6 protein-coding genes are annotated in these 14,316 nt (G+C 55.2%); 3 read left to right on the forward strand and 3 right to left on the reverse strand.

Going from position 1 to position 14,316, the window contains the following annotated elements; translation table 11 throughout:
- Nucleotides 1-518: 518 nt before the first annotated feature.
- The 3 genes from HNQ64_RS02755 to HNQ64_RS02765 all read right to left on the reverse strand — a co-directional run bounded on the left by HNQ64_RS02755 (nucleotide 519) and on the right by HNQ64_RS02765 (nucleotide 10,245).
- A complete protein-coding gene (locus HNQ64_RS02755) occupies nucleotides 519-1,385 on the reverse strand; it encodes a hypothetical protein (RefSeq protein ID WP_184205105.1) in 867 nt (288 codons plus the stop codon).
- A complete protein-coding gene (locus HNQ64_RS02760) occupies nucleotides 1,382-2,500 on the reverse strand; it encodes an RHS repeat protein (RefSeq protein WP_343075872.1) in 1,119 nt (372 codons plus the stop codon). The genes HNQ64_RS02755 and HNQ64_RS02760 overlap by 4 nt, the downstream gene beginning before the upstream one ends.
- 110 nt (nucleotides 2,501-2,610) lie before the next feature.
- Nucleotides 2,611-10,245 carry a M12 family metallopeptidase gene (locus HNQ64_RS02765; RefSeq protein WP_184205108.1) on the reverse strand — a complete coding sequence of 2,545 codons (7,635 nt, stop codon included), beginning with the start codon at nucleotides 10,243-10,245 and terminating at the stop codon, nucleotides 2,611-2,613.
- Nucleotides 10,246-10,524: 279 nt separating this feature from the next.
- On the opposite strand from HNQ64_RS02765, the gene HNQ64_RS02770 reads away from it, so the two are divergent.
- From HNQ64_RS02770 to HNQ64_RS02780, 3 genes are all read left to right on the forward strand, one after another.
- A complete protein-coding gene (locus HNQ64_RS02770; RefSeq protein ID WP_184205111.1) occupies nucleotides 10,525-12,024 on the forward strand; it encodes a tyrosine-type recombinase/integrase in 1,500 nt (499 codons plus the stop codon).
- A gap of 419 nt (nucleotides 12,025-12,443) precedes the next feature.
- Nucleotides 12,444-12,887: a DUF6932 family protein gene (locus HNQ64_RS02775; RefSeq protein ID WP_184205114.1), complete on the forward strand. Its 444-nt coding sequence runs from the start codon at nucleotides 12,444-12,446 to the stop codon at nucleotides 12,885-12,887.
- Nucleotides 12,884-14,305, forward strand: coding sequence for a helix-turn-helix domain-containing protein (locus HNQ64_RS02780; protein WP_184205117.1), 1,422 nt, complete (start codon nucleotides 12,884-12,886; stop codon nucleotides 14,303-14,305). The genes HNQ64_RS02775 and HNQ64_RS02780 overlap by 4 nt, the downstream gene beginning before the upstream one ends.
- Nucleotides 14,306-14,316: the final 11 nt, after the last annotated feature.

A 14,316-nucleotide genomic window follows, 5' to 3' on the forward strand; every position in this document is an offset into this window, starting at 1 on the left:
TAGTCATCAACAACAGACACCCCTTCCCCAAGACGTCTACCTTCAAAGCCATCCCCCACAAACCAGCCCCTGGTGCAGAGTGCCGCATCCTGTCCAAATGCCCCTCCATCGTCGGCAACCGTCTCTTTTGGGGCCAATTGAAGAGTGCCTTCCAGGGCAGTGCACGCAGGCTCCGTGACGGGCGCTGGATCGGCCGCGAAGAGGCCGAGTACAAAGCTCCCTCTACTGGGCCACCCCCGGTTACGGTTACATCGTCACCGCCACCAGCATCGTGCCGGGCTCCCGCCCGCCCTCCCGCTACAAGGCCAGGAACGTGGACAGGATGAGGCTCATTTGCAACGCCATCGGCTTCATCCAGGCCGTCCAACGCGGCATCCAGCAAGGATTGATTTGATCTAACCTCTTGTTATACCTAGCTCCATATACAACGCAGCGGATGTCTTGAAGACCCACTATGCCCACGTCCCATGACCAATTCGCCGGAGGGGATTGCCCTGGAGACAGGCATGAATGACGGGCTATGGGTGGTCACTGTTTGCAGCACGCCTGCTGATGAATTCATTCACTTGTTCACTTGTGTGCGAATAGTCGCGTTTATTAATGAAACCAACTGATTTCAACTTCAAAAGTGGTGACATATCCCCATCTGCCACTTCCGTTTTTACAAAACGGAACTCCTCGATAGTTTTGCTTTCCTCCAAAAAGCTCAAAGACTGCAGCTTTCCACATGAGGAAAGCTTAATCGAGCGGACACGAGCGCACCTACTTAGCAGCGGAATGTCCTGAATATTTCCGCAGGCTTCAAAGTGAACTTGCTCAATGGGAGTGCTTATCAGCGCGGCAATGGTGACAAGAGCTTTACAATAACTCACGTCAATCTGGCGAAGCCTCGCCAGCCTCTGCACGCCATCAAGGCTTGTCACTCCTGCTTGGACAAGCTCCAGTGCTTCCAAGTTAGCAAATGAAGAGAGAGCGTTGAGATCTTTCGTCTTGGGTTTGTAACCTTTAAGATAAAGGGACTCTAAAGAATCTCCGCTGCTGGGCAGGATGTCACCCGAATGCCAGACGATCCGTAAATCCACCAAGTTAATAAATTCCCTGAAATCAAATCCACGCAATCTCATTCCTCCTAGGCTAATGAAGCGCAACTCGTTAAAACGAGGCAGTGTTTGGCAATCTAGAGAGCCAGTTTCGGTCACGATAATCCCAGCGAATGACGGTAGTTCATTGAGGAACGACGGATCACCAGTGAACCCGTGATGAGGGTTCAAGCCAACGCCATCTATCTCGCCTGAACGCAAGAGTTTACCCACCTCGTCGAGATTTCCCGAAGAAACCCATGCAATGCGCCAACGTCCCCATTTTATGATTTCAGCAGTTTTCATTCGCCGTCTTGTTTGAGGTATTTCTCACCGGGAGAGTTGATTTTGTTGTAGTTTTCCGGATTTTCAACCCCGCCATCCTCGCGGATACGCCGGGCTTCGTCTTTGAATGCCTCCCGACGGTCCGCAGCAGGCTTGAAGTCCTGTTCGACAACTGGATCTCCGTACTCGGTCGCCTTTTCTTTGGCCGAAGTATTCATCCGTTCCTCGGTACCCATACCGTGATACTTTTTCCCACTTTCGTGTGTGTTGGTATACGAGCCCGTTGGCTTTTTTGCGACAGCACCCAGCACTTTCTTTGTTGCCGCATCCTCCAAGGCATTGGCAGCAGCTCGCACCAAGCCTCGCCCTTCGCCCTCCGAGGCTTCCACAATACTCTGTCCAGTCTCAACAGCGGTCTGGACGTTCTCAACCAGGTCATTGGCCTTGTCCACAGCCTTGGCCGTTTTGATGATGGTCGTAACTGCCCTTGAACCTGTCGCAGTCATTCTAACTGCCAGCCCGCCCCCCAAGCCTCCGCTGGCTGCGTCTGCAACTAGAGCTGCTCCATTGAGCGCCATTCTTCCGGCATAGTCCGATCCGCTGATCTTGCCAGTCGCGTACTGATACGTATCATACGCCGCGAAACCTGCCGTGACCAGAGCACTCAGGAAGAGTCCTTCCGCATCGAACTTACTCCAAGGGTTCTGTTGGACATAGGCATAGAGGTTGGGGCCGTCCACGAAGCCAGCGGGGTCGCGGCTGAGCCACACGCCGGTTTCCAGGTCGCGATAGCGGTAGCCTTCGTTCAGCAGGCTCGTATCTTTTTCTTCGTCCTTACTGTTAGCGCGTTGAGTATCGGCGTTGGTATTACTGTTGAAATTCGTTTCCTTCGTGGTTTGGCCATACGCCTCGTAGCTGGCCGTCCACGACAAGGCGCCTGTGCTGTCGCTATGTGCCACGATGTCGCCACGTCCGTTGCTGTGATTGTACTTCAGCGTGGTGCCTCGGATGCTGTAAAGCAGGCCGCCTACCCCGCCGCCCATGTCCCGGCCACGCACATACTGCACGGTAGGCACGCTACTGTTGGTAAGAGGCGTGTTGGGATTGGTACTACCTGTGCGGATGTATTCCGCCACGCTCAGGCCCCCGCTAAAGACATAGGCCGTGTGCTGGGTGGGGAGACCGCCTCCTGCTTGCGCTCGACACGCAGGCCTGACGTAAAATTGAAGATCAGTTCATCTCCACATCAGGGCTCTACGGGAACGCCGATTTCCAGTTTGCCGCTCCAGATGGGGGCTGTGGCGGGGGTGGTGCTGGGGGTGGGTAACTCTGGGAGGAGAAAGTAGCCTACCCCTCGGCTCAGACGTGGCACGATGAGGCCGAAGACGTCGGCCTTCCGTGGTGTTTTGGCAGTGAGCCCGGGCTGGGTAAAGCTGCCGGTCACTAAACCTGTGGCGGGGGCGAGCGTGAGTTTCATTCCCAGTGGGTTCGTCGGGACCGTGACGGTATTGGGTGCGGTCAAGGTGAAGCTTTGCACGAGTGCGGGATCTAGTCCGCCCTGGCTTAAGCGGACCTGGGCATTCAGCGGCGGCGCACCTAGACCCAGCAGGGCGTGGAGGCTGACGTTTTTGGCCACATAGAGGCCTCCTGTGACAGTCAGGTTTTGCAGGGCAATGCCGTCTTTGTAATTGCGGGATGCTTCTTGGGAGGTCTTGAACCAGCTAAGGCTAGGGGCACCCTCCACTTCATGCGTGGCGGCATCAATTTCGACCCAACCCTGCACGCTGCCAGCCCCGCCCTGGAGCAACTGATGCAGCATGACCTGACCCGTGGGGCCAACAGGTGTGCTGGCAATGACGGCGGAGCCATCGGGCAATTTCGCTGTCCATTTGGCGGTGCCTTTGCCTGTGACATTCAGGGCCGCAAAACCGTCGCCTTTGGGCGTCGTCGTGAAATCTCCAGACAATCCAGCATCCACGAACAAGGCGCTGTTGTGGAGACCGTTGTAGCTGGTGAGGCTGGTGGTGCGCCAGCCTTTCACAAGTGGAGCATTGGCACCGCCATCGGTAATCGAACCCGCGATGCCACCGCTGGCCAGGTCAAAGCTTAGGTTCAAGGTCACATTTGCCCAGGGTGCTTTGCGCGTGATCGGCAGGGAGCAGGAGAGGCTGCCGTTTGTGGGAGAGACGTCCACGGCGCCAGCCAGTCGGTAAGCGACTTGGCTGCCCAGCTTCAGAGTGCCGGAGATGACTCCACCGCTGGTGATCTGTAGCTGCACGGTGCCACCGAGGCCGGTGGTGGAGGTGGGTAGGGTGCCATTCACCGCTGCATTGCGGTCTAACAAGCCATTGTAGGTACCTACCAAGCGAGAGTCCAGGGGATGGACAATCCAGTCCACCGTCACGGGGCTGCTGGTGCCTGCGGCATTGGTGGCGGTGATGCTGAGCTTGAAGGGCTTCCGAGTTCCGTCTTTGAGGAGAGCGGAGGCTACCTTGGGCTTGCCCGTGATGCGACCCGTGGCGGCATTGACAGTCACGCCGGCGGGGAGGCCCGTGACGGCATATTTGGTTGGGCTGTTCGTCGAGTTGATCTGGACATCCACCGATTCACTCACGGTGTAGGTGCGCGGTGGCAAGGCGGCCACTTCAGGTTTGGGCAGGACGGTGACGGTGCTCACGCCGAGGCTGCCTGTGACGGTGCCGCCGGGGGTGGTCATCTCCACGATGCAGGTGTAAGGCCCGCTGTTTGCTGCCTTCAGGCCCGTGATTTTCAGTGCCTTGGTGCCTGCGCCAGAGGTGGTCACGCCATTGACAGTTCCGTCTGCCAAGATCTGGCTGCCATTCCGCCACTGATAGCTGCTGATGGAGCAACCTGGGGGCACGGCCACGGCGGCATTCAGCGCCAGCGCGGCCCCTTCTTTCAAGGTGCTGGCAGCAGGGAGCGGCGTAGCCACACCTAGATAAGCAGGGTTACTGGTAGCGGTGCCGTGGTCATTGGTCAATTTCACCCAGTAGAGCGTGGCATCTGCGGCACTGAGGTGGATCTTGGTAAAACCCTGGGAGGTGGTGCCATTCAGCACGGTTTTCGCTGGACCTTTCAGCCATTGGTATTGCGGACTGTCCCCGCTGGGCGTGACACTGAACGAGACCTGCCCGCCCGCGAGGCGAATCTGTGAGGTTGGATGGGCGAGGAAACCAGGCTCTAGCCCACCCGCTGCGAAGGATACACGGTCCACCTTGCCACCATCTCCCAGGAAAATGATGCCGGGGCCGCTCTCAAAAGCCCAGCGGATGGTGTGCGTGCCTGAGCCGATGGCCTGTGTCACCTTGGCCCAGCCTGGAAAACCGGTGATGCTGCGCACGGCGGCACCGTCCACCTTCAGCCGCAGGTAGTGCTGGTCTGGATCACACTCCACATTCCACCAAAACGTCAGCGTGCCTGGGCCGGTGACGGTGGTCTGCATCCAGGATTCTTTATTGGCGCTGATGTAAGCACTGGCGGCGTGATCCACAAAGTCGGACGAAGATGTGCTGGCCACGCCGGCCCACTCGGCGTCTCCGCCTGTGGTGAAGGTCATGGCAGGGGCATCCACAGCGTCTGCCAAAGTCAGCGGATAAACCACAGAAAACTGGTCCACCCAGACCCGGTTCAAGTCGCTACCGCCAACGCCATCGCGCTCATACTCCCAGCGCAAAGTGTGCGTGCCACTGCCCAGAGTAAGGGTGACCAGGGTCCAGTCCCGGTCTCCCGCAAGAGGAGAACCAGAAGTGACGCCATCCACCTTGAAGGTGAGGGCATCAAAATGTTCCGTGGAAGACTTCCACCAGAAGTTGATGGTGGCCGGACCTGTCACGGTGGTTTCCAGCCAAGAGACCTGATTGTGATCCAGCTCCCCCGAGGCGGCGGCATCTGTTCCGTCATGGCTGACACCCCCGGTTGCCCCATACCAAGAGGCATCGCCTCCAGTCGTCCACGTGCGTCCACTGTCATCCAGGGCGGTGACCAGCGGCACCACCTGCACGACGGTGAGAGTGGCCGTACCTGAGGTGACGCTGCCTGCCGCATTGGTCACCACGCAGCTGTAGCCGCCAGCGTCCCCAGATTGCACATTGCTTAAGGCCAGCGCATCCCCTGTAGCACCGAGGATGTCCTGCGGTGTGCCTGCCCCAGTTTGCTTGCGCCACTGGTAACTAGCTGGGCTGCCGCGATTCACCACTCTGAACTCCACCGTGCTGCCAGAGAGCACACTGCGGCTCTGCGGCAGGCCCGCATCCAGAACGACAGGCAGCAAGACGGAGGCGGGATTCCCATAGATCCGGATGCTCTGGTCTCCCTGAGGAGAATAGACACTGCCAGGGGCAGCCTCTAAAACGGCTAGGCGATCATTGGCCGTCAGGCATGTCAGCGCCACGCCTGCGGTGCTGGCTAGATCGGCAAAGTATTGGAGATCGCCAGCGTTGCTGATCTTGCCATAAAATGACGTGGCCAGACTGAGGCTTTCGCTGAAGAATCCGGTCAAAAGGACATCGCCAGCCGAGGTCACCTGCATATGGGAAGCACCTGCATTTCCTTGCAATTCCGTAGGCATCACTCGGCGCGCCCACTTCAGTTCACCTGCATCAGTAAAGCGCAGCACCACGGGGTGGCGGTAATAGTAACCGCTCTCCTGGGTGCCGGGCGTCTCATGCATCACGGTGATGCCCTGCGCACCCACCTGCACCCGATAGTCTGTGGTGGCACTTTCCAACCCATCCCCGATGTAAACACCACCCAGCGGACCAAAGGCGCGCCAGGTCAAATTCAGATTGCTATCAAAACGCAGCAGGCAGGCACGGCCATCGTTTTCACTGACCTGGAAGTTCGCAGTCACATAGGCGATGCCATTTGCATCCACGGCGAGGTCAGTCCAGCGCTCGGGTGCTTTGCAAAGATTGGTTTCATAGCTGGCCAGCAGATTCGCATTCGGCCCGTACTTCCGCAGGATTTGTGAGGGGTAAGACACGCCTGCCGTGCCATCGGTGGAAAGGATCCATGTGGTGCCATCTGCCGCGACCACGCAGTGCTCAGGAGACGAGCTTTTGTAAGGCTGTGCCGGATTGCCACTGACGCCAGTTTGCCCCATCCGCGCCGTGCCCAGGGTGGTTCCTGTGGCCGAAAGACGCACGAGCCAAGCGTGATACTGGGAAAAGGATTCATTGAATCGGGTATTGTTTCCCATCACCAAACTGACGGTGCCGTCTGCCGCCACTAGAAGGTCATGAACGTGCACGATGGCCAGCCAGTCGCTGGGGGGAACTAGCCCCGGCACGTAGCGCCGCCAGACGAGGTTCCCTTGGGCATCGAACTTGACCACCAGGACATAACTGCGAGAAGGAAATTTAGGACTGCCGAAAGGCGAATAATCTGTAAGTTCAAAAGCAGCGTAGGTGTTGCCTGCGGCATCCGTGCAGCCTTTCACCAGCGTGGTGGACAGCACCGAGAATTCACCCGCTGTGATCGGAATGGCCGGGCCACCAGGTGACCACCGCTCATAGTAGAAAACATCGCTGCCCGCGATCACCTGCTCCACCATTCGCTGGCGACGCCAACCATTGGGTCCCACACGCTGGATCACCCCGTGATCCACCCAGTATTCATTGGCGCCAAAGATCTGTCGCTGAGACATGTTGTTGGTCACATAAAAGTTGCCCGTAGCATCTAGGCCAAAAGAGCGCGGTGTGAGGTAGCCTCCATTCCCTGGCTGCCCATCCAGCCACGGTGTGAAAGTCTGTGCCAGTTCCGACGTCACGGTGCTGCCAGCCACAGGTGCCGTTTGATGCACGTTAAAGCGGGCCAACGCATCCTGCGGGCGCAGCCAGGGCGGATTGTAATTTACCGTCACATTCACGTCCCGCTGAGTGGTGTTACCTGCGGCATCTTTTGCCACCGCAGTCAGCACATAGGCACCATTCGGCATGCCCCAGTAAAACTGGTTCAGGCATGGAAACTCTGTTTGCAAAGCCCAGGCCTCTGACTGCCCCCCCCCGGCGTAAGCACTCGTCAAGATGGCATCCTGGGCATCGTCCTTCCAACCGTTACCCGTGCCGGGACCGCTCCAAAAATAGTTATCCTTCAATCTCCGCAGGAACAGCGTCACCTGAGGCTGGCCGGATGCATCCGAAGCCGTTCCATGAAAGCTGGACGGGAGGATGGGAGAGGTGGTGATGATCGCATTGTTGGTTGGGCCGGCGATCTCACACACAGGCGGAGTCAGGTCCGCGCGGAAGAGGATCTGGTTACCGCCTGAAATCGGCCGGGAGATGTTACCATTGCGATCCGTGACCGTGGCACTGATGGCATACTGCCCTTCCCCTGGGGGCAGTTGGGCATGTGCACCACTGCCATCGTAGGTCCAGGTGTTGTTCGTGATGTCCACCTCCAGCGCGACCATGTTATCCTGCCATTCGTCGCCATTCCAAAACTTACCTGTGCCGATATTCACCAGAGTGAAGCTCATGCGGCCATTGTCATAACCCGTGCCAGATGGGTCTGACACCGTTCCCCCGATGGTCCAGCCTGCTTTGGCAAATCCATTGTGGGCGGGACGGGTGATGGTGACCTGAGGTGGAGCAGTGGCAATGTAGAAAGTTTCCTCCACCAACCGAGTGCCCTGCGGCTCCTCGCGGTTAAAGGCGGTGGCTTGGACTTTATAAGTGCCGTCTGGCAGTTCGGCGGCTCCTGTTGGCAAGCGAACATCGGTGGCTGGGTCGCCCCACTCACGAGAGGGGGGCGCACTCCACACATGGGTGGTCGAGTTATAGGTAACTTCCAGATGTGGCGGCGTATTGGGCGACACCGGGGACCACTCGAAACCCGTCCAATAACGGAAGCCATTCGGTGCCCCATTCATGCCCGGGACTAGGCGCATCAGGTACACCCGCACACCTTTGACATAACTTTGTTCATCATTCGCTGTGCCGATCAGCGTGGGCATCTCATGCACGGCATACCGCTGGCCATGGAACGAAGGGGTAATGGCGACATCTGGCACGGTGGTATCCACGGCAGAACGAACGAGTCCATCGATGCCGGTGGGCAGGAGGTTGAAGTTTCCGGCTTTGTCCTTGGCCTTCACCAGCACGATGTAGTTCCCTGGGGACAAGTCAGACCGGCGCGGCAGGGTGTCCACAGCCGCGGGCTTCCAGCGCCCTCCGCTAACTTCGGCAGGCCGCAGCGTCTTCGGATCTGCCGAAGAATCAACCCAGTTCTTGCCATCCCAATACTTCGAACCCGCACTTTTAATCAAAGTGATGGTGACCGTGGGATTCGGGTCTGTGGCATCCGTGACCGTTCCGCCCAGGTTGAGAGTCTCGAAATCAAAGAACTCAGCCGCAGGAGGCGCATCCGCCGTCACGACCGGTAGATTTCGATCCAGTGTGAAATTGACCTCTTCCCAGGGCGAGTAGTTATTGGAAAAGTCCCCCGCCCGGATCTGCAAGTGGTGCGTGCCGTCCGGCAAATTATCGAGTTGATCGGCCGGCAGGGTCCACTTGCCTGCGGAGTCAAACGTGGTGTGAGGAAGGGCATCCGTAGCTTCGTTAAAGGTAGCTCCAGGCGCACCATAACTGTGCGTGCTCCAGTTCCACCAGCGGCCACCATTATCCATCGCCAGTTGAATGCGATTCAGGCCAGATCCACCCGTGTCATGGGCTTCACCCGAAAGAGTCGGGTAGGCTTTGTAAGTCGCTGGCTCAAAGCCGACTGCGTCTGGCGGTGCCTGTGGAGGCACGGTGAAGGAGGGATTCGGCGGCGTACTGTCAGTGTGGGTCGCGTCAAACAGATGCACCAGGATGGGGGCAGACCCGCCCTGGAACGTGCTTTCCGAAGGGCTGAAGGTGAATTTCGACTTGGATAACTGGATCTTGAAACTGCCGGAAGGCACCCCACGAAAAAAGAACTCCCCCTTGCTATTGGTGCGGACCTGGCGCTCCCCGGTTTCTCCTAGCAGATCCACAAAGGCCTGTTCATCGTGGCCCGAGCCGACCGCGACCAGAGTTGCCCTCACACCACTCAAAGGTTTCCCATCGGGCGTTTTGATCACGCCTCTGACTTCGGTGGAGGTGCCGTATTCGTCATAGATGGTCTCGCGGTCGCCGTCACTCAGCAGCGAGGTGATTTTGCCGATCTCATCCCCCACTTTCCACTCTTCGGGGTGCGGCTTGAAGTGAGTGCTGTAGCCCATCGTTCCAGTCTTCGAGGGGTCCACCAACGCTTCCATGCACAGCCCGGTTTTCCAAGTATCGCGAAAGGCCGTGGCCGGGTAATGCATGATGGAGTCATAGTCATACGTCGTGTGGAGGGTGGCACGCTCCATGTCGAAATTGATGCGGGTGAAGCCATTGATCTGGTCATAGTCCACTCGCACATAAGTATTACGGTCCTCACGCATGTGCTCGTGGATGAAGCCCAGCGTGTGCCCCATCTCATGCACCACCGTTTCGCCATCCCAATTGTGGATGGACATGGGCTGCATCAGCGCATTCGGGAAACCGATGTTTCCAGAGCGGCCGATCCAGGCATAATTCACATCCTTCACCACATCGAAAAACCGCAGGTCATTCCGCTGCACGAGCAGGTAGTTACCCTCTGGCGACTGATGGAAACCCGACTCCGTAGTTGGCACAAAGCGCACATTGCCAAATCGCTGCCAAGCCCGCACGCAGCGAAAAAACACCAGCTTTTCAGCGCTGGTGATGTCTGAGTTGAACACATACGGCACCCGGCCACCTGGCCAGCTCATGTCACCCGGGGTATTCTTGTATTTGATCGCCCCAGCCTCCGAAGAAAGCGGCAAACAAAAGAAGGCAGCCGCGACGAGCGCGAAGAGCGAGAGCGTTCTCATAAAAAATTAGGATGCTGCCAATAAACAGCCACTGCCTACAATTTATACCCATTTATTGTGGGGAAAAGCGCGATTCGTCATGTGTGCAATCTGCATCTCATCGGTTAGACGGGCACATTCATTTACCTGGATGGATTATTCCAAGAGTAGGCAGCCCCCGACTTTCCAATTGCAGCCACATGACAAAAGAAAAAACCTCATGCCCCCCTTTTGGGTCATCGCTGGAGCCGAGAGTCGGATTTGAACCGACGACCTGATGATTACAAATTGTTTTATTGAATGTTTGCTCCTGATCCTGTATGTTATCTAGTGAGCACAAAGAAACAAGCTCCTACAAGGGAGAAACGACCAAGGAAGGATATCAGATCGGATCAAAACAGCACAGGTAAGATCTCAAAAACTGCACAGAAAATGCACAGCTACCCAAAGGGGGATGTGCGGCATTGGCAGGAGCGAGTGAGGAAGGTGGATTCTCCTGACTACAGCGTTCAGATAGCCTATCGGGGACAGCGGCATCGATTCCCGCTTGGCACCCCCATCAAGGAGGCCGCAGCCAAAAAGGCACTGAACATTTATCAAATGCTTCGTAGCAATGGCTGGGAGGAAGCATTGTTAAAATTCAAGCCAGCGTCGGCGTCACCGGTTAAAGGCGCGACGGTGGGTGACTTGCTGGCAGCGGTGACGGAGCTGTCAAATGTGAGAGCAACGACGTTGCGTGGCTATGTCGCAACCTTCAGACGCATCGTGGCCGATGTCGAAGGCATTGAGGCTACAGCAGGCCGTTTTGCTCGCTGCGGCGACAGTCGTAGCACCTGGCTCACCGCAGTGGATGCTGTGCTGTTGGCAAAACTTACTCCTGATCGGATTGAGGCTTGGAAACTCCGCTACGTCAGCAGCCGGGCAGGCAGAGATGAGACCAAAGCACGCGCTGCTCGCAACAGTGCAAATTCACTCATCCGCATGGGTAAGAGCCTCTTTGCAAAACGCCTTTTGCGTCTGGTCACCAACCGTGTCGTTCTGCCTTCCCCACTCCCATTTGACGGAGTGGACCTCTATCCACGTCAGTCGATGCGCTACGTTTCAACCATGAACGTCGAATCCCTCCTCTCAGCCGCACGTAACAAACTGGCGGTTGAGGACCCCGAGGCATTCAAAGCATTTTTGCTGGGGCTATTTGCTGGTCTGCGGCGGAACGAAGCGGACAAGCTCCGCTGGGAATCCGTGGACCTCGACGCAGGTTTGATCCGCGTAGAATCCCAATCCGATTTTGCTCCCAAGGCCGAAACCAGTTTGGGTGAAGTGCCCATAGACGCTGAAGTGACAGAGATCTTAAAGAAGCTCAGAACGAGTGATCCAAACGCCATTTATGTCATGGCCGCCGATCCACCCAAACGGAAATTCAAAGTGCCGCGACCTGTCCTAACGACCGAGGCGGCGGAACCTACCTGGAGTAAGTACAGGGCTGACCAAAGTTTTACTCGCCTCGTCACATGGTTGCGTAAGCACGGTGTCAAGGCCCGCACGCCTCTGCACACGTTGAGGAAGGAAGCTGGCTCACAGATCGCAGCAAAAGATGGATTATTGGACGCTTCCCGGTTCTTGCGCCATGCCGACGTTGCCATCACGGCGCAACACTATGTTGCCCAAAAGAAGCGCGTTACGGTCGGCCTCGGATCATTACTCGCCACCAACACTGACAATCACCAACACTTGACTCAACCACGCTCGAAATCACAAAAGCCGAAGTCGAGGAGGAAGCCAGATAAGCGAGGGATTTGATGCTTTGATCGAGAGATTGAAATCAATGACGACAAAAATTTCTGTCCAGAGAAAAACAATTTATAAACACAAAATAATTTTCACTGCCCGTGGTCGTTCTCTCACGGGAAGCAGATTTATGTACAAAATTTCCACGACTCTCTCATTGAACTTTTATACCTGACCGTAGTGATGGCTTTACCGGAGAAACGTGGGACAAGCCCCTCAATTTTGTGGCAATTGGCGTACTTTGATCGCTTCCCCTCGGCCCGCTTCAACACGTGCTTTACCTTGTAGAACTTGGCGACAGCCTTCACGCGAATCTGTCGTGCTCGGGTGAGTTCTTCACGGGCGAATAAGCACTACAGCCCGAGTGCTAGGTAAAGCACTCGAAAAAGCTTGACACAACATTTTTGTTGTGTTGCTTATGAGCACGCCCAATGATTCCGCCTCACGATCAATTCGGACTGCTGCCCCCAGGGCTGCACTGGACAGCTGACCCTAACGAGTTGGCCAAACGATTCGCAGTCGGAGCAAGACGACGTCGACTTTTCGACGGCTTCATTGAAGGTTCGTATTTGCTCCGATTGGCAGGCTGCCGATTTGTGTATCTGGATGGTAGTTTCGTAACAACTAAAGAATTACCGGAAGATTTTGACGCCTGCTGGGACCCTTTAGGGGTACAACTTGAAAAGCTTGATCCAGTGTTTTTTGACTTCAATAATTTCAGGCAAGCTCAAAAAGCAAGATTTGGGGGAGAGTTTTTTCCGAGTGGAGCTCAAGCCGAAGGACCAGCACGAACTTTCTTCGAATTCTTTCAAATTAATAAAGATACCGGTGCTCCAAAAGGATTAGTGGCATTCAAACTTTCTTCACTCCAATGATCAAGAACGAAAGACAGTACCGCATATCAAAGAGCCAGTTGGATCGGTTCGTTGAAAGAATAAGTGAAATTGGCACTAGCGAAAATGCCTTCGCAGAGATTCACCGAGCTGCACATCAATCTGAAATTGATTTACTTAGCCTCCAAATTTCAGAATATGAAGCCTTAGTGAGGGGGGATATATCAGTATTTTCTGTTTCGTCACTAGATGATCTTCCTTCATCGCTAATTAAAGCCCGCATCGCCAGAGGCAAGACTCAAAAAGAACTGGCCGCAATATTGGGTCTAAAAGAGCAACAAGTGCAAAGATGGGAGGCCGATAACTATGAAGCGGCGAGCTTGGCAACTCTGAAATCCGTCGCTACGGCACTTAATGTTGGGGTAGCCAGCGATCTGATTGTAATGAAATCAGCAAGCGATATGCCGAGATTGCTCCATCGTTTGGCGGCTTGTGGGTTTGATAAGGCAATGCTAGCCAGAATACTTCCAGCTAATTCTTACACTGCACTAATATCTGGCTTGGGTTCGGGCGAGGCCATTTGGAATGCCTTGGTAGAACTTAGCTCAGTATTTGGTATATCAATTCGACGGCTACTCGATGCTGATTCATCGCTTCCATTTGCATTTGGCTCAAGGGTTCGATATAAATTACGCACTAACGCAGACAGCGAGAAAGTCGATGCATTTACAGTTTACGCTCATTATGTCGCTGCGCTTGCGTGTAAAGCTTGTGAACACGTACCGATGATCGCTATTCCGCAAGAGTGGTCGAGTTTCAGAGATGCCATATTAGCTGATTTTGGCAAAATAAGCCTTCAGTCAGTTTTGGATTACACTTGGAATTGCGGGATTATTGTCATTCCTATTTGCTATAGCGGTGCATTTCATGGAGCTGTTTGGAAAATAAGCGGAAGACATGTAATAGTAGTCAAACAAAACACTAGCCAAACTGCTCGATGGTTATTTGACCTGCTTCATGAAATAGGACACGTAGTTAACAACCACGTATCTGAAACATCAGCGGTGATCGAAATTGAACCCATCGGTCAAAAAGAGTCGGATACTGATGATGATGAAACCGTAGCAAATGAATGGGCTGAAGATGTTCTTTTTGATGGTGATAGTGACAGAATCGAGAAAGCCGTGGTCAAAGCGGCCAGCGGTAATGTTAAGATGATGAAAGCCGCTATAGAGAAGGTTGCAGACACTTTCGAAATGGACGTAGGCGTACTTGCCAATCACATGGCCTGGAGGCTTGCGGATCAACAGATTAATTGGTGGGGAGCCGCCGAGAATCTTCAAAAAGGTCTAATTGCCCCAGATGAGATCGTCAGAAAGGGTTTGCTCACTCATGTAAATCTTGCCGTACTAAATGAGTTTGATCGTGATATGTTTATTCGTGCAATAGAAAAACAATAAGGGGGGGGCAA

Origin of the sequence: Prosthecobacter dejongeii, from assembly GCF_014203045.1 — a bacterium.
In the GTDB taxonomy this organism is placed as follows: domain Bacteria; phylum Verrucomicrobiota; class Verrucomicrobiia; order Verrucomicrobiales; family Verrucomicrobiaceae; genus Prosthecobacter; species Prosthecobacter dejongeii.

What these genes read in the sequence shown, in the direction of transcription:
- HNQ64_RS02755 (WP_184205105.1), bottom strand. Translation starts at nt 1,385, where the DNA reads ATGAAAACTGCTGAAATCATAAAATGGGGACGTTGGCGCATTGCATGG.
- HNQ64_RS02765 (WP_184205108.1), bottom strand. Translation starts at nt 10,245, where the DNA reads ATGAGAACGCTCTCGCTCTTCGCGCTCGTCGCGGCTGCCTTCTTTTGT.
- HNQ64_RS02770 (WP_184205111.1), top strand. Translation starts at nt 10,525, where the DNA reads ATGTTTGCTCCTGATCCTGTATGTTATCTAGTGAGCACAAAGAAACAA.
- HNQ64_RS02780 (WP_184205117.1), top strand. Translation starts at nt 12,884, where the DNA reads ATGATCAAGAACGAAAGACAGTACCGCATATCAAAGAGCCAGTTGGAT.
- HNQ64_RS02775 (WP_184205114.1), top strand. Translation starts at nt 12,444, where the DNA reads ATGATTCCGCCTCACGATCAATTCGGACTGCTGCCCCCAGGGCTGCAC.